We start from the raw sequence: 22,678 nt of genomic DNA on the forward strand, positions 1-22,678 counted from the left end.
CCGTCGCGCCTTCGATCCAGATGCGGTCGTAGCGGTCCCGACAGCGGCTAGGTCCCGCCCACCCGCAGCATCTGACTCCACGGCCTCTCCAAGCCGCCAATCCGACAAAACCCGCAAACGCGACAGCCAACGTGCGTGCGCCATGGCCGTGCCGTGACCGCTGCCGTGCGCGCTTTTGTTCAAAGCCGGGTGCGCAGGGAACAGACAATGGTACACATCATCCCACTCTCCGTTGCGCAGCGCCGGCTCGATACCGGGAGCGCCGTGCAATACCCGCAGGGCTCGCCGATCGGCGGCGCCATGCAGGGGCTCGGTGACGAGCTTTCCGCTCTCGCCGAGCACTACCAGAAGATGAAGGACCAGCAGGACGCGTTCGACGTCGAAATCGCGCGTCGCAGCTTCAATGCGCAGATAGCGCAGGCGGAAGATGAGGCGACGGCCAACGCGCCCGCCGATGGCAGCGGCCTGCATGACAAGATGTACGGCCAGGTCGACCCCTTCAATGGCATGGTGGTGAAAACGGGCCTGTTCGACCAGCTGTTCGATGCCTTCCTGCCGAGCATGCCCGCCAGTCAGCGCGCCTCTTTCATCAGAGAGAAGCCAACGATGCGCGAGGTGGGCGCCATGCGCATGGCGGGGCGACAGTTGCAGCGCCGCAAGGACTACGAGAAGGCTGCCGTAGACACGACGCTGACGACCAACGCCATCGCGATAGGCAAAGCCGACCCCGACGACCTCGTCACCTTCGAAGCGGCCCGCCAGCAAGGGCTCGACCTGATCGACAAGATGGGGGTCGATCCCGGCATCAGGAAGCAAATGGCCAAGGACTGGTACAGCACCGCCGCCAAGGCGCGGTTCGAGGCGCTGATCACCAGGGATCCGAAGCGCGCGCTGGAAATATTCGGCACGTCGGCCGCGGGCGGCGGGGCTACGGGCGACAGCGCGCAAGCTGAGGGCAATTCCTATGCGGACGGCCCAAAGATGGTGCCGGGGAAAGAAGGCCGCGTCGGCGCCGAGACTCCGGACGAACGCATCGCGCGGACATTCAGGGACGATCTTCCGCAGCAGGAACAGGATGCGCTGGCCTTAAAGGCGAAGCTGGCCAAGTTCGCGCAGGACATCCAGACGCGCGTCGCGATCGGTCGCGCCGAGGCGGAAGCGCCGGACGAGATCGCACGCACCGGCGCCTTCCCCGGCAGCATGCCCAGCAAGGATGCCTACAGGATCATCTACGGCCTCGATGAGGGCGACAGGCGCCGGCAGGTTTTCGAATGGCGGGCCGATGTCGGGAAGAAGATTTTCGACATGGGGACCATGTCGAACCATGCGATCAACGCCGCCATTGTCAATGCCGAGCCGGGACCGAACGCTTCACCAGCGGATCAGGCGAACCATGAGACAACCACGGTCGCGGCAAATCTGGTTCTGGAGAAGCGACGGGTCTTTGCCGGTGACTACGTCAGCGGATTGTCTCCAAAGATCTCCGAAGGCTGGGAAGCCGTGTTTGGCAATGGGCCTTCGAATCCGCGGAGCTACGATCCTGACATTTACGATCAGACGATAGCCTTGTCCGTCGCCCAACAAAAAGCACTGGGCATCGAAGATGAAAATCTTCGGCCCATACCGTTTTCCAACCTGCTCAAGCTTGCCGAACAGCGCGACAGCGGAAGCGCGTACTTCATGGACAACTACGCCAAGGCAAGCGAGTTGTTCGCGCGCACGAAAGATCCAGTCTCGCGGGCAGCTCTGGTCCGGGAATTGGATGATGCCGGCCTGGGCGGGATACTCCCCGGCGGCAAGCCAGGCCTTTCTGCGGCCGAGGTGTTTCGGGCGGACGTCAACGCCCTTGGCAAGAAGATAGCCAATGCCGGGATCGGCGCGGCCGAATTCGCGGCCAAAGTCGGTACTTTGGCTGCCGACGGCAATACCCAGGCGACACTAAGCCCTCCCGATTTCTCGGGTTTCTACTACGAGCCTGCAAACCCTACCGAGAAGGTGATGATGCGTCAGGGAGGGGACGCATTCGGCTGGGCGATACCGGTGCCAGGATTTGGTCGCGCCGCCGAGAAAGGCATACCGCGAGCAGTTGAGTCGATGAGTGCCATCGCAGCGGAGCGTGCCGAAGGCCTCGTCGCCAAGCGGCCCGGCGAGCTCGCCGATCTCCCCTCAGGCAGCTTCTCGATCTCAGATTGGACAGGCTATCCGACGCTAATTCCGAGGCCAGAACACAGTGCTGCTAGAATCGCTGCCGACAAGGCCAACCGCATCATTCGCCGAAAGCAAGGGCTTGTTGGCCAGTCCGTGGATGTGCATGAAATCAATCCAGTGAAGTTTGGCGGTAGTCCGATTGACCCAGCCAACAAGATCGTCCTGCCTCGCGATGTCCATCGGCAACAAGTTACGCCATGGTGGAATCAGTTGCTTAAAGACTTGGGAGGATATCAGTGAGATATATCTTAACCGAGGGACAGTTTGACGGGCCGGCCGAATCCGAGGTCGTCGATGGGCTGTCTGCACGCTTGGGAGTCGAGCTGCCCAAGGATTATGCCGCCTTTCTCAAAGAGCATAATGGGGGCGAAGGTTTTGTCCACGACAACTACATTATCTTCTTTAAAGCTGAAGAATTGGCCGACTTCAATCGAGAATATGAAGTCGAAAAATATGCACCAGGCATCCTCCTGTTCGCATCGAACGGAGGAGGTGAAGGCTATGGCTTTGACACTGAAGATCCAGCCAAGCCAATCGTACGCATCCCATTCATAGGTATGAATCGGCAATCCGCTGAGATAATAGCGCGTGACCTTGCCGATCTATTCTCTAGGTTGGGGGATGAAAATGAGTGATCAAAATGGAAGTTCGCGTCCCAAGGGCATGGAACTGTTTGAGATTACACCCGTGATCGTTGGTGGTGATCCAGTCAGTCTGGAGAATAAGATTTGGTTGACCAGGCAAGAGCATTTTGAATTGGTGCGTTACTGGAATCGAGTTATCGAGATTCAGCGTAGGGCGGCGCTGGATCGGCCATTGGCTGATTGATGGAATATTTTTACATCAAGCCCGATGTTGCAGGCGGAATAGGCCGCGGCACTGTCATGGACACAAGCGTTCACCCGCCTGTTGTGAGCAAACTTATCTATCAGATGGAAGGATGGTTCGGTGATGTTATGGTAACAGCATTCCCGTGCTTTCTCGTTGTTGCTGAAGTTAAGCAGGCTTTGCAGAATATCGGCTTCTCGGGTGCAAGCTTCGCTGACGTCGAAATCAAGAAGTCTGATGATTTTCTTGAGTTGCAACCGCACGTGGAGCTCCGGCAGTTCGTGTGGCTGAAAGTGAATGGAAAGGCAGGTCATGATGATTTCGGCATTGCGGGCGATCTGCGTCTTGTCGTATCGCAGCGTATACTGGATATACTCGACGCCTTTGGTATCCCGTCCGCGACGGTTGAGCCCTACGATGGACGGTAGGGGCGATCTCGCCTAATTCGCGCACTGAAAGCAGCGACGCTTTCGGCGCTAGTTTCGGATGCATTAGCGACGACTTTGAATAGAACTGTGGTGACAGTGCACTGTCGTGCCGGTCCATGTGACTGAAGTGGCTTCTCAGCCTGACACAAAATAGTGCGCTGTCACCGTAATCCTCCAATAGGTGAGTGATGCAATATTTTAAGATACGACCGAACGTGGCTGGTGGGCTTGGCGAAAACACAGTTCTCGACCGGAGCGTCCATCCGCCGTTCGTCACCAACCTTCACTACGAGGTAGAGGGCTGGTTTGGTGATGTGATCGCTGCGACATTCCCCTGTTTCCTCGTCACTGAAGAAACCCAGCGCGTACTGCAGAAGATGGGCTTTTCAGGTGCGACGTTCGCCGATGCCGAGGTGACTACCTCGGAGGAGTGTCAAGAGGATCAACCCGGGTTGGAGCTACCACCTTTCGTCTGGCTGAAAGTAAATGGGAAGGCTGGCCGCGACGATTTCGGGATCGCAATACCCTTCCGCCTCGTCATCTCGAAGCGCATTCTCGATTTGTTGGAATCATTAGGCATTCCGTTTGCGGTGGTCGAGGCTTACGACGGCGAATAATCGGAGTTGCGGTGGCAGTGCACTCATTCTCTGATGCGACTTCTTGAAGTCCGCCATTGTTTTGGGTCGACCGAACAGAAATAGTGCACTGTCACCGTAATTCGTTCAACCGTCCAATAGGCGGATAATGCAGTATTTCTATATCAGACCCGATGTGGCCGGTGGGCTTGGCAAACACACCGTTTTGGACCCGAGTGTCCATCCTCCGATTGTGACCAAGCTCCACTACGTGGTTGAGGGGTGGACAGGTGATGTGCTCGTTACGACGTTCCCGTGTTACCTCGTCACCGAAGAAACCCAGCGCGCATTGCAGCAGATAGGCTTTTCAGGTGCGACGTTCGCTGAAGTCGAAGTGACGACATCCGAAGAGTTTCATGAATATCAACCTGGGCAGGAACTTCCACCTTTCGTCTGGTTGAAAGTGAATGGGAAGGTCGGCCGCGACGACTTCGGGATCGCAGCAAACTATCGCCTCGTCATCTCGAAACGCATTCTTGATTTGTTGGAATCGTTGGGAATACCGTTTGCAGTGGTCGAACCTTACGAACAGTAACGGGATCGCGCCTTTTATTGTCGCGGCGATGGACAATGGCATGACGCAACAGCCCAATCTATCCACATGCCTGACAAGATGCCGGAGGCAATCCGGGATATGTGGGCAAAGAACCAAAAGATCGCCCGCGACCACAATGTAACGCTTAAACCCCAGCAATTTGCCGAGATGTTCGCGGACAACAATTTTGCGGGTTGAGCGTTCGGCAGCGCCAGCTTTTCAGAGCCTGGCGCTGCCCCTCATCCACCCTTCGGGCACCTTCTCCCCGTGAACGGGGAGAAGGGAAGATTCAGAGCCGAGCCAGCCCTCAATAATCGCCGTTGTAATACCGGTCGTCGCAGGGCGCGGTGTAAATCCGGCCGTAGCGGTCCTGGTAGCGGCAGAGCTGTTCGCCGCGGCGCTGCGGCGTGGTGGCCTGGCCAATGACGGCGCCAAGCAGGGCGCCGCCGGCGGCGCCGATCACCGTGCTCTTGGTGTTGCCGCCCAGCGCCTGGCCGGCAAGCGCGCCGGCGCCGCCGCCGATGAGTGCGCCGGTGGTTGCCCGCTGCTGCTGTTCGGTCTGGGTCGCGCAGCCTGCCAGAGCGGCAGTCATGAGCACGGCGGCTAGGGCTTGTCTGATCATCATCTTGGAACTCCTTTGAAGCCCCAAACGCGGATTGGAGCGAATGGTTGCCAGTTGCTGGCGCATTGCGGCCAAACGGCGGCACGCGCGCTCACGAAATGCGACATGGTTTCTCAGGCCTTGAATATGAGGGTCGCCAAAGCGGAAACGGCTTGCGCGAACAAAACGATAGCGCCTCGGCTTGAATCGAATTTCGAGGCCGCTGTGCCGCCTGACTGCTGGATACCAGCGGTAGACTGATCCGGCCCTTCGCTGCCGCTTCGGGCGTTCGTCGTTCGCAAAGCCAAGCAATTGGCTTTGCGTGCGCTGTGCGCACCACTTCTCACCCCACTAAGAATGGAGATATCAATGACCCGAGGTCTTCCCCGGACGCTGTCGCGTGCCGCGGCGCGCGAAGCCGGACTTGCCCCACCCAAATTCGGCCTCAAGGCCGTCACCACGGGGCAGGGCGGAGCGTACCGCACCGTCTTCACCCTTGCCGGCATGCAGGTGCCGGTCGCCGATGCGCTGGCCTATGCCAGCCAGAAACTGTTCGACTTTGCCGACGGCAAGGTGCGCATCAAGGGCGGCACGGCACGGCTGCAGTTCGCGGTGCCGACCCCGCGCGCGTCGACCATCAATGACAATGCGGCGCTGACCTGGTCGCTGGGCTCGGCAGCGGCGTCGAGCGCCACGCTGGCCGGGACCATGGTCAATGTGCTGGCCTCGACGGCGCGCACGCTGGATGGCGCCGGTGCCGCGCTGTCGACTGCCTCGGCCGCCGATATCGCTGCCGCCGTGACTCTGGATGGCACGGCGACGCCGGTCGACCTCTATCTCAACCTCGCCTTTGCCACCGGCACGGATATCGATGCCGACGGCACGCTGGCAATCACCGGCACGATCACGCTGCTGTGGGAGAACTGGGGCGACAACGCGTAGGCGGCGACGTTCTTCGCTTCTCCCCTTGTGGGAGAAGGTGGCCTCGCGAAGCGAGGTCGGATGAGGGGTGCTCCAGCTTGGCGCACACCTTCGTCCAAGTCACCACGCCTCATTTCTTCCAACACCCCTCAACCGTCTCGGCGCTGCGCGCCGATCCACCTTCTCCCACAAGGGGAGAAGGAGAAGAAAGGACATCACATGACAGATCTGGCAGACGCCGGGTCCGTGGCGGCGCGTGCGCAGCCGGCGGGCAACCTGGCAACGCCTCCGGCCGGCGGGGACAACGGGTCCGCCCCGCCGGCCGGCAAAAGTTGGTTTGACGGTCTTTCCGAAGGCAACCGCAAGCTCGCTGAAGCCAAGGGCTGGACCAAGGCCGAAAACCTCGATCGGGTTTTCACATCCTATGCGGAGCTGGAGCGGCAGCAAGGTGAAAGCCTGCGCGTTCCCGCCGCGGACGCATCCCCGGAAGACTGGCAGAAGTTTCATGCCCGGCTGCCCGAGACCATGCGTCCGCTGACATCGCCCGACAAGGTCGAGTACAGGCGGCCCGACGGTCTGCCTGAAAACTTCGCCTATTCGGACGAGCTTGCCCAGGCCTCCAAGGCCTGGGCGGTCGAGGCCGGCGCGACGCCCAAGGTGGCGCAGGCCTATCACGACCGCTTCGTCGGCTACATGGCCGAGCAGGCCGCGCGCCAGCAAGTCGCGCTTGCCCGCTCGGTCGAGGCAACGCACGACGACCTCGTGCGTGACTGGGGCCCGACCGACAGCGATGGCTTTCGCCAAAAACTCGAGGTCGCCAACCGGGCGATGAAGAAGCTCGGCCTGGTCGACGCCTACAAGGCGAAGGGCATCCTTCTGCCTGACGGGGCACTGACCGATCCGCAAATCGCCAAGGCGTTCCACGCCGTCGGCGAGGCGATGTTCAGGGAAGACACGATCGACGGCGGTACCGGCCGCAGCGGCGGCAACCCGTTCAAGCGCAATGCCGCCGGCGACCGCAACATTTCGGCGATTTCAGCCCTTGTCAAAAGCGACCCCGCCCGCGCCCGGCGGCTGGCACGCGAGGCCGGCGAAAACCCGGACCTTTGGATGCCCAACAACCCGCTGTAGCCGATTTGGAAACTCTACTCCGGCGGCCATCTGGCGGCGTTTTCTGCGCTTCCGGTGCTCACGGACCTGAATGTCCGCTGCGCTCCGGTTCTCGAAACCCCCACCAACTGGCTCTCCGGAGCGAGTTTCGAAACGGCCTCCAAGGTCAACAGCCACATCAACCTCAAAGGAAGTGAAAAATGGCAGACGCCTATACCCGTATCGCGGACGCGATCGTTCCGTCCGTTTATGCCCAGTACTCGTTCGAGGAGCACGTCCAGTCGCTGGAAATCTTCCAGGCCGGCATCCTGTTCAACGACCCGGCCATCACCGCAAAGCTCTCGATGGGCGGCCGCTCCGTCGACATGCCCGGCTGGAAGGATCTCGGCAACGATCCTTCCGAGCCGGTCAATGACGATCCGGCGGATTCCATCGAGATGAAGAAGATCAGCGCCCGCCGCGAGGTCGCCGCCCGCAATGTCCGCGCCCAGGCCTGGGGCGTTCCGGACCTGACCTCGATCCTGGCCGGCGACGATCCGCAAAAGCTGATCGTCAAGCGTCAGACCGAATACTGGCAGCGCGCCAACAAGCTGACCCTGCTCGGCATCCTGAAAGGGGTCGTGGCCGACAACATCGCCAATGACGGCAGCGACCTGGTGCGCGTCACCGGCGCCTCCATCGTCGACACCGACATCATCGAGGCCGCGTACTTGATGGGTGATCGCGCCGACAAGTTCAAGACGATCTGGATGCACTCCAAGCAGATGAAGGCGCTGAAGCTCGCCGACCTCATCGATTATGTGCCGTCGTCTGAGCAGGGCGGGCCGCTCATCCCCTATTACATGGGGCTGCGCTGCGTGGTCGATGACGACATCCCGGTCGCGGCCGGCGTCTACACCGCCTTCATGTTCAAGGACAAGGCGATCCTGTGGAACGAGCTGCCTGTCAACACCGAGGGCGGGCCGCTGGAGTTCGACCGCAAGCCGCGCCAGGGCCATGGCGGCGGCGTCACCGAAATGGTCGGCCGCCGCCATTTCGTTCCGCATGTGCCCGGCACCCGCTTCCTCGACGCGTCGTCGGCCGGCGAATTCGCCACCGATGCCGAACTGGCGCTGGCCGCAAACTGGGACCGCACGGCGTCGAGCGTCAAGAACATGACGTTCATCGCGCTGAAGACCACCGAGGCGTAAGCCCATGAGAGCGCCCCTCTCCCCGTTCACGGGGAGAGGATGCCGGCAGGCAGGTGAGGGGCGGCGCTAGCGTCTGAAATTTGGCGATAACTGCCTGTGCCAGCGCTGCCCCTCATTGCCCTGCCGGGCATTTCTCCCCGTGAACGGGGAGAAAGACGCACTTCACCCAACCACACCACGAGGCGCTGATCCATGGCCATCACCCCGCTCGACATCGCCAACATGGCGCTCGCCGTCCTTGACGAGGCGCCGATCGACAGTCTCGACCAGGACGTCAAGGCGGCGCGTCTCTTGAATCTGCATTTCGACCTGACGCGGGAAGCGGAACTCACCAGGCACGCCTGGGTGTTCGCGATCCTCGCCGCCAGCGTTGCCGGCGCCGACACCGGCAGCGGCGATTGCACCTTGAACTTCGCCTATGAACTGCCTGCCGATTGCCTGCGGCCGCTGCCGCTGACCGCAAATGGCGAGCCGGACGGCGTGCCGATCTCCTGGCGCCAGGAGGCCGGGCTCATCTACAGCGACCGGTCTGGTCCGCTGATCATCCGCTACATCGCCAATCTCACCGACCCCAATGACTGGGACGCGCTGTTCACCGAAGTGCTGGTGGCCGCCCTTGCCATCAAGATCGCACATCCCTTGACCCACAAGGCCGGCATGATCGATATCGCCCGCTCGGCGTATGACCGCGCGCTCGACGCGGCTTTCAGCGCCAACGCCGTCCAGCGTGGCGGCCGGCTCTACACCGGCTCGTGGGCGCAGCAGCACGGCGACTTCAGGGTGTCCGGCCGATGACCGCGCTCTATCCCGTCCAGGACGTCTTCACGCGTGGCGAGATCTCGCCCAGGCTGCACGCGCGCGCTTCGCTCGATTTCTATCGCGCCGCGCTGGCGAAATGCGAGAACTTCGTCACTTTGCCGCATGGCGGCATCCGCGCCCGCGGCGGCAGCTATTTCGTCGGCGAGGTGAAGAGTTCGGCCAAGAAGACGCGCGCCATTCCCTTCATCTTTTCCTCCGAGCAGGCCTACTGCCTGGAATTCGGCGACCTCTACATCCGCGTCTATGCCTATGGCGCCCGTGTCGGCACGGTAGAGGTGGCATCGCCCTATCTGGAGGCCGATTTGTTCGACCTCGCCTATGTCCAGTCCGCGGACCAGATGTGGATCACCCACAAGAACTATCCGCCCAAGGTGCTGACGCGCACCGCGCACACGACATGGACGCTGACAGATTTCGAATTTCTCGACGGTCCCTATGACGACATCAACACCACCTCAACTACGCTGACGCCGGCCGACACCGGTCACCTCACGCCTGATATGACCAGCAACACCACGCCCTCAGGCACCGCTTCGGATGGCGGCGGCAGCGCCAATGCCTGGGCGATTTTCGACCGCGACAAGACCCAGAATATCCTGATCTCCAGCGGGGGCGACGGCTATGTCCGCATTCGCAATGCCGGCGGCGCACAGCGCGTGGTCGATGCCTACTGGGTGACGGCCGCCAACCAGGCGACCCGCGCCTTCGATTACGCGACCGCGTGGGAAATCCAGGGCTCGAACGACGGCATCAACTGGGTGACGCTCGACACCAGGACCGGCGAGGCCGGCTGGGGCAATGGCGAAACCCGCTTCTACGAGTTCACCAACGCCAACGCCTACGAATACCACCAGTTTGTCTTTTCCGGCGGCGGCGGCGACGATGCCAGCAACACCTATCTCGCCGAAATCGCCTTCCACATTGCCGCTACCGATCAGACGCCGTTCGATCTGACGGCGTCCTCGGCCGTCGGCATCAATGGCGGCGCCGGCTTTCAGCCCACCGATGTCGGCCGCGCCGTGCGCCTGCTTGGCGCCGATGGCCTGTGGCGCTGGGCGAAGATCACCAGCCGCACCAGCACCACCGTGGTCAAGATCATCCTCTACGGCCACGCTCTGCCCAACACCAATCCGGTCACGCGCTGGCGGCTCGGCACCTTCGTGCCCGGCAAATATGTCGAGTCCGGCTCGCTCTATGAGGAGCGGCTTGCCTTCAGCCGGCGCTTCTCGGTCTATGCATCCGCGACCGGCGACTTCGACAATTTTGCGCTGGGTGAGAAGGATGACGACGCGCTGGAGTTCATCCAGGCCGGTGGCGGCCAGGCCAATAACATCGTCTGGATCGCCGATTCCGACGGCGCGCTTCTGATCGGCACGTCGGGCGGCATCCGCGCGCTGTCCGGCTCCGGCATCGACGAGGCGCTCACCCCGTCCTCGTTCAAGAACCGGCGTTCGCGCACCTTCGGCTGTGCCCGCATCCGCCCGGTCGATGCCGGGCAATCCTTCCTCTATGTCACCCGCTCACGCAAATCGATCGCCGAGCTGACGCAGACCTCGACAAGCAAATTCACCTCCGACGACATCGGCCAGATCTCCGAACACATACCCAAGCAGGGCGTGGTCGAATTGGCTTTCCAGACCGATCCCGACCCGATGTTGTGGTTTCCGCTCGAGAATGGCGAGCTCGGTGGCTACACCCATCAGCCGAGCCAGGAGGTGCGTGGCATGCACCGCCATCGCTTCGGCGGCAGCTTTGCCGGGTCTGAGTGGTCGATCGTCGAAAGTGCGGTGGTGACGCCCGGCCAGAACGGCGTCGACGACATCTGGCTGATCGTCAAGCGCACCATTGGCGGGGTCACCAGGCGCTACATCGAAATCATGACCACGCCGTTCGAGTACGGCCTGCTGGAGGATGCTTTTCAGGTCGATTGCGGGCTGACCTATTCGGGTGCACCCGTCAACGTCGTCTCCGGGCTCGGCCATCTCAACGGCCAACTGGTCGACGTGCTGGCCGGCGGCAAAGTCTATCGCGGCCTGCCCGTCGCGTCCGGCCAAGTAACGCTGCCCGGCGGCGCCACGGCAGCGAAATGGCAGGTTGGGCTGCCCTTCCAATCCGAGGCCAACACGCTGGAGCTCGACGTCGGCGGCCAGGACGGCTCGATCGTAGGCCGCCGCAAGAAGGTGGCCAAGATCATCCTGTCGCTGCTCGAGACCGACATTACCGGGCTGCAAGTGCAGTCCTTCCTCCGCGGCCGCTGGGAATCTGTGCGCATGCCGAGCATCGTTGCACCCGACGGCACGGCAAAACTTTACACCGGCAATGTCGATGTGCCGATCGACGACAGCTGGGAAGGGCAGGGCAGGGTCAGGATCCGTCACGTCAACCCGACGCCCTGCACGATACGAGCGTTTACGCCGGTGTTTGATGCCGAGCCATAGGGGAAGCTGCCAATCTCCCCCCAAGTGGGGGAGATGGCCGGCAGGCCAGAGGGGGGCGCTGTCCTGCCGGCGTCTCCGAGGATCGAAACCTCTCCGGCAGGTCTTCGGTACATCTGAGTTAACTCCAGCGTAGCGATCCTTCGCGCCCCCCTCTGCCCTGCCGGGCATCTCCCCCACACGGGGGGAGATTGGCTCTTCGCCGCCTCGCTCATCCCCATCTCACCAAGGAACCCATCCCATGACCCCCCATACCGAAGCCCTCGGCAAGGCGCGGACGGCTGCCGATTTTGCAGCTGTCATCGCCTTGCTCGACACCGACCTCAACGACGCCGCCGCCCGCAGACGCGAGCTGGAACAGGCCGAGGACCGGGCCGTGTTCGGCGACGGCGATCTTGCCGCTGCGCGCGCCGCGCTCGATGCCTGCAACGACGCCATCACCGTGCTGGAAAAGACCATCTGCATCGCCGACACACGCCGCATCGAAGCCGCCGAGAGCGAAGCTCGCGCCGACATTGCCGCCCTCGGCGACGAGATCGCGGCCAAAACCGCCACCCTGACCGAGCGCTGGCGAAGTGCGCGCCGGCTGGTCGAGCAGCTTCGCCAGGAACTGTTCGAAGCCGATGCGCTTGTGCGCGCCATCGCCACCGCCAACGGCCTGTTCGATGCCGCCGGCGTCACCGAGCTGAAGGTCAACCTCACCGCCGCCCGCCGGGCCGCCATGGCCGGCGCGCGGGCCGCAGCACCTTCACGCCTCAGTCGCGCCGGCTTGCAGGCCGACCGGCTGCTTTTGTCCCTGCTCGCCACCGGCGGCGCGCTCGACCCGCGTCCGCAGCTCGGCGCGCCGGTCGCCGGGCTCAAAACCAAATTCATTCCCGCGAGCAAACCCCTGGGCGAACGAGGCTGAACCATGTGCACACTTGCCCTTCTCGGACTGGCAGGCACCGCCCTGTCTGTCGGCGGCGCGCTGGTCGAAGGCCAGCAATCGAAGCAGATGGCCAACTATCAGGCCAAGGCCTATGAGCAGCAGGCGCAGGCGGATGCCCAACAAGCCGCCTTCGACCAGACCCAGGAGCGCCACAAGCAGGACCTGCTGCAGGCACAGGCGCGCGCCCAGGCTGGCGCCTCCGGCGTCGGCATAGCCGGCTCGCCGACGGAAGTGCTGGCGGCCAATGCCAGGCAGGGCCAGCTCGAGCTCAAGACGATCCAGTATGGCTCTCAGCTGCGTCAGAACAATCTGAACACGCAAGCCGCTATCTCACGCTTCCAAGGCAAGCAGGCAGTGACGGCGTCGATCTTCAAGGCAGGGGAACGCCTCTCGGTCCGACTGCAGCTCCCAGCACAAACACCAACCAATTGGCAACTACGGCTTTCGTCCTCGCGAACGCTGCATTCACCAAATTCTATGAGAGCGCCCCACAAACCATTACATCGGCGGGCGCACTGACACTGGCACATGGGTTGGGCGTTAAGCCGAAGATGTATCAAGCATTCCTGCAATGTACGACCCCTACGCAGGGTTATTTGATTGGTGATGAAGTTTGGATACCAGCCGGTGGCACACAGGACAGCGGCCGAGACCTAGGCGTCTCTATAGTTCCCGATGCAACTAATCTTAATGTGAGGTTCGGAGCCGATGCACAGCCGTTCATCGTTCTAAACAAGGGTACTGGCGTTCGAAACCAGATTGTTGTTGCGAGCTGGCGTTTCGTCCTCAGGGCGTGGGCGTGAATGACGCGCGACGAAAATCTCTATCGAACCGGCTAGCATATCTGCTTCAGCCTTGATCTTCCCGTCGTCCCATTCCCACCACCGAATCGTCAGCAATTCCGCAATGACGTCCTCTGAAAAGCGATAGCGGATCAGCTTGGCCGGTAGCCCGCCGACTATGGCATATGGTGGCACATCCCTAGTTGCAACGGCACCAGTACCAACAACAGCACCGTCACCAACAGTTACTCCAGGCATAATCGTGGCACCTCGACCGATCCAGACGTCATTTCCGATCGTTACCCCCAATGGGCCAATTTCGGGATTTTCAACGTGTAGCAAGCGACTATGAACCGGAAAGGTGGTTGCTGATCTTGTTGGGTGCTGCCCCGAACACATGAAGCAGACCTCCTCAGCAATCGAGCAGAACGCCCCGATCTTCAAGGGGGCGTCTTTCGAAGCGGTGGCAACGCTCTTGCGGACGAGTCCATAGGTATGCCGCCCAACCGACACGCCCGGTGGAAGCTTTCGGAGGGGAGCAGTTCCCCGCAGCCATCTACTGAATGTCGACATTCCAGGCGTGCAACCGCGGCCTAATTGATCAATGCAACAGCTAGGCAGAGATAATCAACATGACAAAATATTTCGTCCACATCAATGACGCGCACCTCGGCGGGTATGGGGTGCGATCCCAGCAACGGTTCCGATGAGCGTTTCGGCAAGGCAGTTCAAACTTCAGTTGCTGGCGTCGGATCTTTTACCGCAAGTGGAGGCTTTCATCGCTTCGCAAGGCCAAGCCGTCAAGATCGCCTATGGGAACAGCGATTCATTCGTCCGCACAGAACCGATGATAGCGGCCGGCTTCACAGGTCTCGGTTTCAACGCTCAGCAGGTCGACACGTTCTTCGTGGCCGCTGCCAAGCCCTAACCCTAATTGGGCCTACACCAACTTTCCTTGCGCTACGCGACCAAGCAACCCCCAATTAAGCGCTGGCGGCGCCCAACTCTGTCACTCGGGCGCTCCGGTTGGTTATATTCGCAGAAATCAACAAATTGCGCGTGAAAGGCGGCGATGTCGCCGCGCGACAGTCTCCCCATAACTCAAGAGGCACTCCCATGGACCGCAATTTCGCGCGGGCGCTTGCGCTCGTCCTCAAATCGGAAGGCGGCTGGTCCGACAATCCGGCCGATCCGGGCGGCGCCACCATGAAGGGTGCGACGCTGGCCAACTTCCGCCGCTATGTGAAGGCGGATGCCGGCAAGGCCGATCTGCGGGAGATCAGCGACGAGCAGGTGGCGACCGTCTATCGCCGCTTCTATTGGGACGCGGTGGCAGGCGCCGAGCTTCCCGGCGGGGTCGACTATGCCGTGTTCGACTTTGCCGTGAACAGCGGGCCGGGCAGGGCGGCGAAATATCTGCAGGCGGCGGTGGGCGCGGTGCAGGACGGCAGGATCGGCCCGGCCACGCTGAGCGCCGTCGGCGCCAGGCCATCGGGCGCCGTCATCGACGACCTCTGCGACGCCCGCCTGGCATTCCTGCGACGGCTTCCGACCTGGCCGGTTTTCGGCAAGGGCTGGAGCGACCGCGTCCGGTCGGTCCGTTCCCAGGCGCTGTTGATGTCTGCCGTACCGTCGTCGGATCCACGGGGGCCACAACATCCGCCCGGCCCATCCACCGCACCCGGCTCTACGCCATCGCCTGCGCCGGCCGGGGCTCCCATTGCACCTCCCGTCGTACGCCTGCCGTTCTGGGCTGCGCTGCTTCAGATCCTGAAATCCATTTTCGCAAGGAGTTCGACATGATCGCCGTCTTCATCCGCATTGGCCTGCGTTACGGCGCTGGCGTTCTGGTCGCGCGCGGCCTGCTCGGCGCCGACGACGCTGCAGCGTTTTCCTCCGATCCCGACATCCAGGCGGGACTGGAGGTCGCCGCCGGTCTTGCCATAGCCTCGGTCACCGAGACCTGGCACTGGCTTTCCCGCAAATTCGCCTGGGCGCACTGACATGGAAGGGTTTCAACAACTGCTCATCGCCTATCTCGAAGCCGCCAAACCCTATGCCATCGGCTTTGCGGCCGGGCTCATCGCCGGGTGGCTGCTGTGAGCGCGCTCCTTGCCGTCCTGCTCGGCAACAAGGCGCTGCTGGGCTTCCTGGCATCGGTCATCGCCGCCCTTTGCTGGGGCTTTCACCAGCGCCTGGCTGGGGCCAGAGCCGAGCGCGGCAAACAGGCGGCCGCTGAAGCCGCGGCACGCGCGGTGGCCGACCAGGTGCAGAACGATATCGGCGCACTGCCGGCGGACGCTGTTCGAAAGGAGCTGAAATCATGGGCAAGGGACTGATGCTTGCGCTGCTCGTGGCGCTGGCCGGTTGCACGACGGCTTCTGGCGGCTTCTGCGCGGTTTCGAGCCCGCTGCGCCTGTCGGCCAAAGCCGTCGATGCGCTGTCGGACGCCGAGGCGAGAGCGCTTTTGACGCACAACCGCAAGGGACAAAAGCTTTGCGGGTGGAGGCCTTAAGCCGATGCACGACCTCTTCGACATGCTTGGCATCAAGGGCCCCGTCGTCGCCGCCGGACTGGCCGGCGGCGTGCTGCGGGCGCTGTCGCGCCATCGCTACAAGCTGCGCGAGATGATCGCCTCGCCGATCTGCGGGGCACTCGCCGCCGCCTATCTGACGCTGCCCGCCGTTGCCTGGTTCAAGGCGACGGGGATGCCTATTCCAGATCCCGCCGACGACACCACGACACTTGCCGCCGCTTTCCTTATCGGCGTCTCGGCCATGTGGATTTCCGACATTGTCTTCGAGGTGATCGTGCGGCGGTTCAGGCCGGTTGGCGACAAGTGACGCACTTGAGGTGCTGGAAGAAGCCAGCGACAATGCCTACTTAAGGAGCAATCCAAAGGAGGTATGATATGGCGACGTCCACCGAACGTGCAGTGCTTGCCGGCGGTTGTTTCTGGGGCATGCAGGATCTGATCCGGCGCTATCCCGGGGTGATCTCGACCCGTGTCGGCTATAGCGGCGGCGATGTGCCCAATGCCACCTACCGCAACCACGGCACCCATGCCGAAGCCATCGAGATCATTTTCGATCCGGCCAGGATCAGCTTTCGCACGTTGCTCGAATCCTTTTTCCAGATCCACGATCCGACCACCAGGAACCGGCAGGGCAACGATGTCGGAATGAGCTACCGCTCGGCGATCTTCTACACCAGTGACGAGCAGAAGCGCGTCGCCGAAGACACCATTGCCGATGTCGATGCCTCGGGGCTCTGGCCCGGCAAGGTCGTCACCGAACTTGCTCCGGTGGGCGATTTCTGGGAGGCCGAGCCCGAACATCAGGACTATCTCGAGAAATATCCCAACGGCTACACCTGCCACTTCGTCAGGCCGGGCTGGAAGCTTCCGGTTCGCGAAAAGGCCGTTTCGTAACACAGTCATAACCGGCCGATATCGGTATCGGTTCAGAGCGCCGCACCCGAAAGCGTGTGGCGTTTTTTGCGTTTGTTCGCGGCGTTTCCGCCGCGAGCGTATCCGGAGAGGATTGGCCTAGAAGCCGAAGAATTGCCGGCCGATCATGTATCCAAGCGCGACGACGACCAGCGGAAACAGGGCAGGCGCCAGCCGATCAATAGCGGACCTCTTTGGCTGTTGCCTGGGGATGGTCCTGGATGTATTGCCGAGATTCTTGGTCATTCGGCATAGTAGCAAGCGCTGATTAACGATTCCGTAACCCGGTGATAGAGGCGCAACACTGACAATGGGCGCGGCTTTTCGCGATTCCGGCGTGACCTTGACAATGCCAAGCCCGTGACGCAACTGAACCGTCTTTGAGAGGACTGTGAGGCAAGATCAATGCGGGTAACGCTCGTTTTGAAGGGCGTAATACCCTGCCGGGGTTACGGTGGGATTCAGCGTCAGGTCGAATGGCTGGCAACGGAGATGGTTCGTCTCGGCCACCATGTCGTGGTGGTCGCCGGTCCTGGCTCCAGCCATCCGCACTTCGAAGTCCGGCACGCTTCGACCGATGCCGAATGCCGGGCGGCCATTCCGCGCGACACGCAAATCGTCCACACGCACAGCTGGCCCGTTGAAGTGCCATTTCCAACGCTGAATACGCAGCGCGGCTTTATGCCGGACCAGCCCATGCCGGTTGCGAACTGGAGCTTTATCAGCGCCAATCATGCCCGCCAGCATGGGCGCAAGACCTTCGTCTACAATGGCTTTCCGGTAGACGACTATCGTTTGTCGGCGGCAAAGGGCGACCGCCTGCTGTTTCTCGCAGGCATTGCGCGATCGAGCAAAGGCCTCAACCGCGCCGTCGATCTCGCCAAAAAGTTCGATTTCGGTCTCGATATCGCCGGTGGTTCGCGTTGGAAGCTGCTGGGCCGAAGTCAGACGCGCCGCGAAGGTTTGTTTTTCAAGAGCCTTGGCAGCCGATACCGTTTCCACGGCATCGTTGACGGCGAGCCCAAGCTTCGCCTTCTCGGGGAGGCGCGAGCCTTCCTCAATCCGATCGCCTGGGAGGAGCCGTTCGGCAACGCACCGGTCGAAGCCATGCTGTGCGGCACTCCGGTTCTGACGACTCCGCGAGGCGCGTTGCCCGAGACCGTCGATGCCGACAGCGGCCGCTTCTTCGAGAGCGATGAAGAATTTGCGGCCGCTTTCGAAGCCGTCGCCGACCTTACGCCTCAGCAATGCCGCGAATCGGCTGCGACGCGATTTCCGATTCAGAAAGCGGCGCGTAGCTATCTGGATCTCTATGCCCGCATCCTTGACGGCGAAGCGCTTCCTTGACGACCACCAATCCAATCCTCTTCGTCGGCTTTCCGGCAGTCGGCGACTTCGTCCGTTGCCACTCCGCCATCCAGATCATTGCCGAGCGATTTCCCGGTCGCGCCATCGATGTCGTCACCTCGCCGGTCGCGGCACCATTGGCGCGCTTGATGCCGCATGTCAGGAAAGGCTGGTCGCTCGCCAAGCGTCATCAGCGACCCGGTTTTGCAGAGCGCGGCCGCCTTGTCGGCGAGTTGCGAAAGGAGAACTACGGGACGGCCTATCTGATGACCAGCAGCACCAAGGCGGCGCTGATGGCGTTTATGGCCGGCATTGAGGAGCGCATCGGCTATCCGCAGGAGTTGCAATTCGGCCTCCTCAATCGCTTCCCCGCCGGCTGGCTGGCACATCTATGGGCTTTCGGCCCGCGCAAGACGCGGCTCTTCGAGGAGGTCTGCTCGATTGCCTCTCTTGGCGAAAAGCCGGCTGCGGGGACAGAATGGCCGGCGCCCCGGCTTGTGGTCGATCCGGCCGAGTTGGGCGAATGGCGCCAACGCCACAAGATCGATGCCGGCCGGCCCGCGCTGGCGCTCTATACGGCAGACATCGAAAATTTCCGCTCGTGGCCCATAGAGCGCTTCATCTCGGTGGCCAGAGACCACCATGATCGCGGCTGGGCAATCTGGATTGTCGGCGGACCGCGCGAGCGCGCCGGTGCTGTAAAAATCCGCGCCGCCATTCCTGAGGCAATCGACTTCACCTCGACCCCATCGATTGCTGATGCGATGTGCCAGATCGCTGCGTCGACCATGTTCCTGGGGGTTGACGGCGGCATTTCGCACGCCGCCGCTGCCCTGAACGTCCCATGTGCGCTCATCTACGGGCTAAATCGCCCCTACGTGCACGGTCCGGTAAACAGCCATGTTCGCTTTATCGAGCCGCCGCTCTCGACGCCCAGCTGGGTCAAGGATACGCGCGGGATCAGCGAAACCCGGGTGAGGGAGGTGCTGGCTGGCCTTTCAGCCGGTATTCACAACTGACGGTGGTCTGGATGGCCTCCGGCGCCTGATCCAAAACGCGCCCGTGAGCGCGCCGCCATCGCTCCGTTTCGGCTTTACCCCTTGGCCCTGCGGCTTTCGGGCTCGTGATTGCCGACCCAATGCGCGCGAATGCGATCACTGGCTTCAAGGTAAGCCATGTCGATGAGATAGGTCAGAAGCTTCTCGCCGTCGGCTTCGGCTTTCTGCCGAAGTTCCCGCAGTATCCCTTGCGCGAACTGCAGGTTCTCCATCTTGCTCGGCTGGTTCATCGGTGCCCCCAATGTCTGCGCATGAACTGTGCGCCGACTATGCTTGCATGAAGATTGCGGTGAAGCTCACGGTGGAGCTGTATCAGGTTGTATTAGCGCTTGATCAACGACCCTATTGCACTTTTTGCGAAAATGTCGATATTTTACGCCGCCAATCGGACCGCGACGATGCACGAAGACGAGGGCAGTTCCCCCGACAAGTTGCAGGCCATGATGGATGTCATCGCCGGCAGCGTGTCGTCCAGCCGGGACGGACACGCCGACCTTGGCCGGCTCAGGGTCGACGCCGCCAGCGCAGCGACGGTGTTGGTCGAGTTTTACGGCGACGCTGCTCTTGAGCGCGCCAGCTTGCTGGAGCGCCGCTCGCCTCAAAGCCATTTTGCTCGCATGGTGACGGCTGAAGTCCGCGGTCGCGGCAAAATTGCCCGAAAAAGCTAACAAGGTCTGCTCCAAGCCGATTTGCGCCTCATCGTCCTGCCGTCAAGGCGTTGCTGCGCCTCTTCCTGGGCATTTTCGAGAAGATAGAACAACAGGTCCTGTCCTATCGACTGCGAGATCTCCTTAGCCTGTTCGATATGGCGGTGGACCTCGCGAAGTGCTGTCTCGCCCGAATCGACATTGCGGGTCAGATCGATGAACCAGCCGGGGTACAAGGCCGCTTCTCCCTGACCGTCCACATAGCATTGGCCAACCGCCAGTATCCGGCGAAGCCCCATCTTGTCTGAGCGGACCTGATAGATCTCCCTGAACCCCGCTCTCCGCTCCACCGCCTTGCGGATCGCGATGTGCACCCGCAGCCGATCTTCGGCGTCGATGCTCTGCATGCATCTTTCCATGGATACGCCGTGCGAGAACTCTTCGAGCGTCAGCCCGAAATAGTCAGAAAGATTGGCGTCGCCGTAAACGCGGTCACGCTTGATGTCCCAGGTCCAGAATCCATCAATCGGTGGATATTGCACGTGCGGACTGCGACCCTGCCCATGCGCTGACTGCATGAAAACCGCCTCATTCGGCTTCAAGATTCGCCACACTATGTAACAAAAAAGGAAACAAACAAGTTGTCCTTTTGTACGAGCTGGCAAGATTTCTTCATGTCACGCTAAAACATACTTGGACAGCATAGTTGGCGTAACGATATTACGTGGTCTTAAGCTCTAGGTTTTAAATAAACCAGCGCCGCTCTGCAACCGTAAGACGAATTCCAACTGACCCGCTGCCCGGTAAATCGATTGCCGGTTACAAAAAGACAGTGAGCGTCGAGCCCGCCTTTGGCTCGAGGCAAGGCGGCCTTTTTGCGCTTCGACTGGCTAGGCTCTGCGATGCGTACACTACGCAGATAACGGCGTTTCAGCGCCTTCAGAAACCGGTTCAGCTGTCAGGCCATCATTTGTCGACCCGTCTTCCACCCGGTCATGCTCGAACTGCCGGGCGCCGGGCAATGGTTGCAACCAGTGTTCGCGGCGGTTGATCCACAGCTCATAGCTGGGCTCCAGTCCTTCGGTGGGGACCTCATCGAGGCTGCCAATTGTCACCTCCACCTCGTTCTCACGAACCAGCGGGACCCGGCCGCCGCAGGTTGGACAAAAGCTTCTGTCGCCATAGCTGCTGACGAGACCCGTCGTTTCAAACGCCTCGAGCGGCCACACCGCGAACGCCGAAAAAGTCGACCCACTGGCCTTGCGGCAGTCCTTGCAATGGCAAAGGCCAATCCGAAAGGGATCTCCCGTCACCGAAAACTGGATGCCGCCGCAAAGGCAGCTGCCGCTTCGCCTTGTATCATTGGGCATGACCGCTCCTCCGTCTTGTTGGGCATCACACCGCTACACCTCGCAGCGCCATGCGCAGAATCAATTCACGCGGAGCGCAAGGGTTCCGCGTTGCCTCGCGCAGTGCATTTGCTGGTGCGCGCAGTTGCTGGCGCGCGCAGTTGGCTCCGTCAGTTCGGGAAGTCGTACACCGGCTCCCGGCACCAATAGACGCGGCATTGTCCATCACGTGTTGGAGCGGAGGCGGCAACCGGCACCTCCGGCCAGTCGCAGTCGTTGCCAAATTGACGAACGTAGCGATCGTAAGTGTTGCGGCCTGTCGTCAGCACGGCCGAGTGATGGCTCTGGATCAGGCGCTGTGTCTCCTCGCAGGTCATCGTTCGCGTGTCCGGTCGAGCGTAGGCCGTGGTTGTTGCGACACACAACGCTGTTCCGACGATCCATACGAGCCTTTGGAATCTCATAGCGGTCCTTATTCTAGAACACCGCCAGATATTTCAGCAACGAAATGATGCCGATGATGATGACAACGATCTGCGCGATCTGTCTCGTGCGGCCGTCGAGCGGCAGGCGCTGAACGAGATAGAGCACCAGGATGATCACCAGAAAGGTGATCAGGATGCCGATAAGTACCGATGAAGCCATGTCCCTCACTCCGTTTGGCCAGGTCTGAAAATGAAAAAAGTACGCAGCGGCAAACGCTCGGGCCGTTGATTGGTTCCTGTCAGTGCGAACTGACCGGTTAACAGCAAGGCCGCGAATTCCGTTCCGCGGCCTATGAAGCTGGATGCCGATTGCGACTTACTTGCCGCAATGGTTGTCGTTCACCGTTGGCGACACAGTTCCAGGCGACTTGGTGCTGGCGTCAGGCTGTGCGCCCTGCGGGCTGGCGGCACAGTTTTCATCGGCATTCGAGTTTCGCGCGCCGTTCATGCCGTTGGTGCTGTAGGTTGCGCTCGGATCAACGGCGTTGGGATCGGCCGGATCGGGCGTGACCACAACCGATTTGCCGCTGCCACCGCCGTCAGCGCTCTGCGCCATCGCCGAGGTCGCCAGACCGACGGTAAGGGCTGAAGCTGCAAGGATTTTCATAAACATGGTGTTTCTCCATTTTTCGAAACTCGTCGCATTGCGACCTAGGGGGGAACCGCTCGGGTTGACGAAGGTTCCGACAAAGTTGACCTGGGTTGCGCTTGGTGGTCGGCATTTTGCGCGAGCCCCGAAATCGACGCCGCCGCGTTAGGAAATCGCCCTTCCGCAGGAGAACGACGGTCGCTCTAAGGGCGCGTCGGGAACCGAAACCTCGCGCGTGCATTTCAGCTGTGGCAGCAAGCTGCAAAAATCGAGCGTGTAGGGGAATTCGTGGCAGGGGAATATGCTGATGTCGTCCAACAGCTGGAGCCTGGAAT

General features: G+C 61.4%; 31 protein-coding genes. 23 read left to right on the forward strand and 8 right to left on the reverse strand.

What is annotated here, in order from left to right; all coding sequences use genetic code 11:
• Window positions 1-207: 207 nt before the first annotated feature.
• The 6 genes from ACYHH6_RS18775 (at window position 208) to ACYHH6_RS18800 (ending at window position 4,634) form a co-directional block, all read left to right on the forward strand.
• Window positions 208-2,448 (forward strand): hypothetical protein, encoded by a 2,241-nt coding sequence (locus ACYHH6_RS18775; RefSeq protein ID WP_352590131.1) that lies wholly within the window; start codon window positions 208-210, stop codon window positions 2,446-2,448.
• Entirely contained in the window at window positions 2,445-2,843 is a 399-nt protein-coding gene (locus ACYHH6_RS18780; RefSeq protein WP_352590134.1) for an SMI1/KNR4 family protein, read from the forward strand. Before ACYHH6_RS18775 ends, ACYHH6_RS18780 begins: the two co-directional genes overlap by 4 nt.
• On the forward strand, window positions 2,836-3,036 hold the full coding sequence (locus ACYHH6_RS18785) for a hypothetical protein (RefSeq protein WP_352590137.1): 201 nt from the start codon (window positions 2,836-2,838) through the stop codon (window positions 3,034-3,036). Before ACYHH6_RS18780 ends, ACYHH6_RS18785 begins: the two co-directional genes overlap by 8 nt.
• The gene (locus ACYHH6_RS18790) at window positions 3,036-3,464 is read left to right on the forward strand and encodes a hypothetical protein (RefSeq protein WP_352590140.1); all 429 of its coding nucleotides are present in this window, start codon (window positions 3,036-3,038) and stop codon (window positions 3,462-3,464) included. The genes ACYHH6_RS18785 and ACYHH6_RS18790 overlap by 1 nt, the downstream gene beginning before the upstream one ends.
• Before the next feature lie 188 nt (window positions 3,465-3,652).
• A complete protein-coding gene (locus tag ACYHH6_RS18795; RefSeq protein ID WP_352590142.1) occupies window positions 3,653-4,081 on the forward strand; it encodes a hypothetical protein in 429 nt (142 codons plus the stop codon).
• A 127-nt stretch (window positions 4,082-4,208) separates the two neighbouring features.
• Window positions 4,209-4,634, forward strand: coding sequence for a hypothetical protein (locus ACYHH6_RS18800; RefSeq protein WP_352590145.1), 426 nt, complete (start codon window positions 4,209-4,211; stop codon window positions 4,632-4,634).
• Window positions 4,635-4,941: 307 nt separating this feature from the next.
• Here ACYHH6_RS18800 and ACYHH6_RS18805 read toward each other — a convergent pair whose 3' ends face one another.
• The gene (locus ACYHH6_RS18805) at window positions 4,942-5,259 is read right to left on the reverse strand and encodes a YMGG-like glycine zipper-containing protein (RefSeq protein ID WP_352590148.1); all 318 of its coding nucleotides are present in this window, start codon (window positions 5,257-5,259) and stop codon (window positions 4,942-4,944) included.
• Window positions 5,260-5,604: 345 nt separating this feature from the next.
• Here ACYHH6_RS18805 and ACYHH6_RS18810 point away from each other — a divergent pair, with 345 nt between their 5' ends.
• The 7 genes from ACYHH6_RS18810 to ACYHH6_RS18840 all read left to right on the forward strand — a co-directional run bounded on the left by ACYHH6_RS18810 (window position 5,605) and on the right by ACYHH6_RS18840 (window position 13,157).
• Window positions 5,605-6,177, forward strand: coding sequence for a hypothetical protein (locus ACYHH6_RS18810; protein WP_352590151.1), 573 nt, complete (start codon window positions 5,605-5,607; stop codon window positions 6,175-6,177).
• 198 nt (window positions 6,178-6,375) lie between these two features.
• Entirely contained in the window at window positions 6,376-7,287 is a 912-nt protein-coding gene (locus tag ACYHH6_RS18815) for a hypothetical protein (RefSeq protein ID WP_352590154.1), read from the forward strand.
• Between the two features lie 179 nt (window positions 7,288-7,466).
• Complete coding sequence (locus ACYHH6_RS18820) at window positions 7,467-8,456, forward strand: Coat protein (protein WP_352590156.1); 990 nt, start codon at window positions 7,467-7,469, stop codon at window positions 8,454-8,456.
• Between the two features lie 192 nt (window positions 8,457-8,648).
• Complete coding sequence (locus tag ACYHH6_RS18825; RefSeq protein WP_352590159.1) at window positions 8,649-9,251, forward strand: phage connector family protein; 603 nt, start codon at window positions 8,649-8,651, stop codon at window positions 9,249-9,251.
• Entirely contained in the window at window positions 9,248-11,713 is a 2,466-nt protein-coding gene (locus tag ACYHH6_RS18830) for a phage tail protein (protein ID WP_352590162.1), read from the forward strand. Before ACYHH6_RS18825 ends, ACYHH6_RS18830 begins: the two co-directional genes overlap by 4 nt.
• A 238-nt stretch (window positions 11,714-11,951) precedes the next feature.
• The gene (locus ACYHH6_RS18835; RefSeq protein ID WP_352590165.1) at window positions 11,952-12,617 is read left to right on the forward strand and encodes a hypothetical protein; all 666 of its coding nucleotides are present in this window, start codon (window positions 11,952-11,954) and stop codon (window positions 12,615-12,617) included.
• Between the two features lie 3 nt (window positions 12,618-12,620).
• On the forward strand, window positions 12,621-13,157 hold the full coding sequence (locus tag ACYHH6_RS18840; RefSeq protein WP_352590168.1) for a hypothetical protein: 537 nt from the start codon (window positions 12,621-12,623) through the stop codon (window positions 13,155-13,157).
• Between the two features lie 209 nt (window positions 13,158-13,366).
• On the opposite strand, the gene ACYHH6_RS18845 is transcribed toward ACYHH6_RS18840, so the two are convergent.
• Window positions 13,367-13,993 (reverse strand): CatB-related O-acetyltransferase, encoded by a 627-nt coding sequence (locus tag ACYHH6_RS18845; RefSeq protein ID WP_435053411.1) that lies wholly within the window; start codon window positions 13,991-13,993, stop codon window positions 13,367-13,369.
• Window positions 13,994-14,126: 133 nt separating this feature from the next.
• Here ACYHH6_RS18845 and ACYHH6_RS18850 point away from each other — a divergent pair, with 133 nt between their 5' ends.
• The 9 genes from ACYHH6_RS18850 to waaF all read left to right on the forward strand — a co-directional run bounded on the left by ACYHH6_RS18850 (window position 14,127) and on the right by waaF (window position 19,234).
• A complete protein-coding gene (locus tag ACYHH6_RS18850) occupies window positions 14,127-14,348 on the forward strand; it encodes a hypothetical protein (protein WP_352590171.1) in 222 nt (73 codons plus the stop codon).
• Between the two features lie 188 nt (window positions 14,349-14,536).
• Window positions 14,537-15,223, forward strand: coding sequence for a glycoside hydrolase family 108 protein (locus tag ACYHH6_RS18855; RefSeq protein ID WP_352590174.1), 687 nt, complete (start codon window positions 14,537-14,539; stop codon window positions 15,221-15,223).
• On the forward strand, window positions 15,220-15,423 hold the full coding sequence (locus ACYHH6_RS18860) for a Pam3-gp28 family putative phage holin (protein ID WP_352590177.1): 204 nt from the start codon (window positions 15,220-15,222) through the stop codon (window positions 15,421-15,423). Before ACYHH6_RS18855 ends, ACYHH6_RS18860 begins: the two co-directional genes overlap by 4 nt.
• Window positions 15,424-15,519: 96 nt before the next feature.
• Window positions 15,520-15,759, forward strand: coding sequence for an ABC transporter permease (locus tag ACYHH6_RS18865; protein ID WP_352590180.1), 240 nt, complete (start codon window positions 15,520-15,522; stop codon window positions 15,757-15,759).
• On the forward strand, window positions 15,744-15,935 hold the full coding sequence (locus ACYHH6_RS18870) for a hypothetical protein (RefSeq protein WP_352559546.1): 192 nt from the start codon (window positions 15,744-15,746) through the stop codon (window positions 15,933-15,935). Before ACYHH6_RS18865 ends, ACYHH6_RS18870 begins: the two co-directional genes overlap by 16 nt.
• 4 nt (window positions 15,936-15,939) lie before the next feature.
• A complete protein-coding gene (locus ACYHH6_RS18875) occupies window positions 15,940-16,263 on the forward strand; it encodes a hypothetical protein (RefSeq protein WP_352590183.1) in 324 nt (107 codons plus the stop codon).
• A 68-nt stretch (window positions 16,264-16,331) separates the two neighbouring features.
• Window positions 16,332-16,850: a peptide-methionine (S)-S-oxide reductase MsrA gene (msrA, locus tag ACYHH6_RS18880; protein ID WP_192251480.1), complete on the forward strand. Its 519-nt coding sequence runs from the start codon at window positions 16,332-16,334 to the stop codon at window positions 16,848-16,850.
• 714 nt (window positions 16,851-17,564) lie between these two features.
• The gene (locus tag ACYHH6_RS18885) at window positions 17,565-18,215 is read left to right on the forward strand and encodes a glycosyltransferase (RefSeq protein ID WP_436261960.1); all 651 of its coding nucleotides are present in this window, start codon (window positions 17,565-17,567) and stop codon (window positions 18,213-18,215) included.
• Window positions 18,212-19,234 carry a lipopolysaccharide heptosyltransferase II gene (gene waaF, locus ACYHH6_RS18890; RefSeq protein WP_352590189.1) on the forward strand — a complete coding sequence of 341 codons (1,023 nt, stop codon included), beginning with the start codon at window positions 18,212-18,214 and terminating at the stop codon, window positions 19,232-19,234. Before ACYHH6_RS18885 ends, waaF begins: the two co-directional genes overlap by 4 nt.
• A 74-nt stretch (window positions 19,235-19,308) precedes the next feature.
• Here the strand turns inward: waaF and ACYHH6_RS18895 are convergent, their stop codons facing one another.
• On the reverse strand, window positions 19,309-19,503 hold the full coding sequence (locus tag ACYHH6_RS18895) for a hypothetical protein (protein ID WP_112562371.1): 195 nt from the start codon (window positions 19,501-19,503) through the stop codon (window positions 19,309-19,311).
• A 99-nt stretch (window positions 19,504-19,602) separates the two neighbouring features.
• Here ACYHH6_RS18895 and ACYHH6_RS18900 point away from each other — a divergent pair, with 99 nt between their 5' ends.
• A complete protein-coding gene (locus ACYHH6_RS18900; RefSeq protein ID WP_352590192.1) occupies window positions 19,603-19,941 on the forward strand; it encodes a hypothetical protein in 339 nt (112 codons plus the stop codon).
• Here the strand turns inward: ACYHH6_RS18900 and ACYHH6_RS18905 are convergent.
• The 5 genes from ACYHH6_RS18905 to ACYHH6_RS18925 form a co-directional block, all read right to left on the reverse strand.
• Entirely contained in the window at window positions 19,938-20,498 is a 561-nt protein-coding gene (locus tag ACYHH6_RS18905; protein WP_352590194.1) for a hypothetical protein, read from the reverse strand. The two genes, ACYHH6_RS18900 and ACYHH6_RS18905, sit on opposite strands and share 4 nt — an antisense overlap.
• A gap of 333 nt (window positions 20,499-20,831) precedes the next feature.
• A complete protein-coding gene (locus tag ACYHH6_RS18910) occupies window positions 20,832-21,290 on the reverse strand; it encodes a GFA family protein (RefSeq protein WP_352590197.1) in 459 nt (152 codons plus the stop codon).
• Between the two features lie 149 nt (window positions 21,291-21,439).
• Entirely contained in the window at window positions 21,440-21,646 is a 207-nt protein-coding gene (locus tag ACYHH6_RS18915) for a hypothetical protein (RefSeq protein WP_352590200.1), read from the reverse strand.
• A gap of 100 nt (window positions 21,647-21,746) precedes the next feature.
• Window positions 21,747-21,914: a Thivi_2564 family membrane protein gene (locus ACYHH6_RS18920; protein WP_023694668.1), complete on the reverse strand. Its 168-nt coding sequence runs from the start codon at window positions 21,912-21,914 to the stop codon at window positions 21,747-21,749.
• Between the two features lie 156 nt (window positions 21,915-22,070).
• The gene (locus ACYHH6_RS18925) at window positions 22,071-22,367 is read right to left on the reverse strand and encodes a hypothetical protein (protein ID WP_352590203.1); all 297 of its coding nucleotides are present in this window, start codon (window positions 22,365-22,367) and stop codon (window positions 22,071-22,073) included.
• Window positions 22,368-22,678: the final 311 nt, after the last annotated feature.

It is taken from the genome of Mesorhizobium sp. P171375, assembly GCF_057786075.1.

Excerpts from the sequence above, each read along its gene's own strand:
- ACYHH6_RS18775 (WP_352590131.1), top strand. The coding sequence starts at position 208 with ATGGTACACATCATCCCACTCTCCGTTGCGCAGCGCCGGCTCGATACC.
- ACYHH6_RS18785 (WP_352590137.1), top strand. The coding sequence starts at position 2,836 with ATGAGTGATCAAAATGGAAGTTCGCGTCCCAAGGGCATGGAACTGTTT.
- ACYHH6_RS18790 (WP_352590140.1), top strand. The coding sequence starts at position 3,036 with ATGGAATATTTTTACATCAAGCCCGATGTTGCAGGCGGAATAGGCCGC.
- ACYHH6_RS18795 (WP_352590142.1), top strand. The coding sequence starts at position 3,653 with ATGCAATATTTTAAGATACGACCGAACGTGGCTGGTGGGCTTGGCGAA.
- ACYHH6_RS18800 (WP_352590145.1), top strand. The coding sequence starts at position 4,209 with ATGCAGTATTTCTATATCAGACCCGATGTGGCCGGTGGGCTTGGCAAA.
- ACYHH6_RS18805 (WP_352590148.1), bottom strand. The coding sequence starts at position 5,259 with ATGATGATCAGACAAGCCCTAGCCGCCGTGCTCATGACTGCCGCTCTG.
- ACYHH6_RS18810 (WP_352590151.1), top strand. The coding sequence starts at position 5,605 with ATGACCCGAGGTCTTCCCCGGACGCTGTCGCGTGCCGCGGCGCGCGAA.
- ACYHH6_RS18815 (WP_352590154.1), top strand. The coding sequence starts at position 6,376 with ATGACAGATCTGGCAGACGCCGGGTCCGTGGCGGCGCGTGCGCAGCCG.
- ACYHH6_RS18820 (WP_352590156.1), top strand. The coding sequence starts at position 7,467 with ATGGCAGACGCCTATACCCGTATCGCGGACGCGATCGTTCCGTCCGTT.
- ACYHH6_RS18825 (WP_352590159.1), top strand. The coding sequence starts at position 8,649 with ATGGCCATCACCCCGCTCGACATCGCCAACATGGCGCTCGCCGTCCTT.
- ACYHH6_RS18830 (WP_352590162.1), top strand. The coding sequence starts at position 9,248 with ATGACCGCGCTCTATCCCGTCCAGGACGTCTTCACGCGTGGCGAGATC.
- ACYHH6_RS18835 (WP_352590165.1), top strand. The coding sequence starts at position 11,952 with ATGACCCCCCATACCGAAGCCCTCGGCAAGGCGCGGACGGCTGCCGAT.
- ACYHH6_RS18840 (WP_352590168.1), top strand. The coding sequence starts at position 12,621 with ATGTGCACACTTGCCCTTCTCGGACTGGCAGGCACCGCCCTGTCTGTC.
- ACYHH6_RS18845 (WP_435053411.1), bottom strand. The coding sequence starts at position 13,993 with ATGTCGACATTCAGTAGATGGCTGCGGGGAACTGCTCCCCTCCGAAAG.
- ACYHH6_RS18850 (WP_352590171.1), top strand. The coding sequence starts at position 14,127 with ATGAGCGTTTCGGCAAGGCAGTTCAAACTTCAGTTGCTGGCGTCGGAT.
- ACYHH6_RS18855 (WP_352590174.1), top strand. The coding sequence starts at position 14,537 with ATGGACCGCAATTTCGCGCGGGCGCTTGCGCTCGTCCTCAAATCGGAA.
- ACYHH6_RS18860 (WP_352590177.1), top strand. The coding sequence starts at position 15,220 with ATGATCGCCGTCTTCATCCGCATTGGCCTGCGTTACGGCGCTGGCGTT.
- ACYHH6_RS18870 (WP_352559546.1), top strand. The coding sequence starts at position 15,744 with ATGGGCAAGGGACTGATGCTTGCGCTGCTCGTGGCGCTGGCCGGTTGC.
- ACYHH6_RS18875 (WP_352590183.1), top strand. The coding sequence starts at position 15,940 with ATGCACGACCTCTTCGACATGCTTGGCATCAAGGGCCCCGTCGTCGCC.
- msrA (WP_192251480.1), top strand. The coding sequence starts at position 16,332 with ATGGCGACGTCCACCGAACGTGCAGTGCTTGCCGGCGGTTGTTTCTGG.
- ACYHH6_RS18885 (WP_436261960.1), top strand. The coding sequence starts at position 17,565 with ATGCCGGTTGCGAACTGGAGCTTTATCAGCGCCAATCATGCCCGCCAG.
- ACYHH6_RS18895 (WP_112562371.1), bottom strand. The coding sequence starts at position 19,503 with ATGAACCAGCCGAGCAAGATGGAGAACCTGCAGTTCGCGCAAGGGATA.
- ACYHH6_RS18905 (WP_352590194.1), bottom strand. The coding sequence starts at position 20,498 with ATGCAGTCAGCGCATGGGCAGGGTCGCAGTCCGCACGTGCAATATCCA.
- ACYHH6_RS18910 (WP_352590197.1), bottom strand. The coding sequence starts at position 21,290 with ATGCCCAATGATACAAGGCGAAGCGGCAGCTGCCTTTGCGGCGGCATC.
- ACYHH6_RS18915 (WP_352590200.1), bottom strand. The coding sequence starts at position 21,646 with ATGACCTGCGAGGAGACACAGCGCCTGATCCAGAGCCATCACTCGGCC.
- ACYHH6_RS18920 (WP_023694668.1), bottom strand. The coding sequence starts at position 21,914 with ATGGCTTCATCGGTACTTATCGGCATCCTGATCACCTTTCTGGTGATC.
- ACYHH6_RS18925 (WP_352590203.1), bottom strand. The coding sequence starts at position 22,367 with ATGTTTATGAAAATCCTTGCAGCTTCAGCCCTTACCGTCGGTCTGGCG.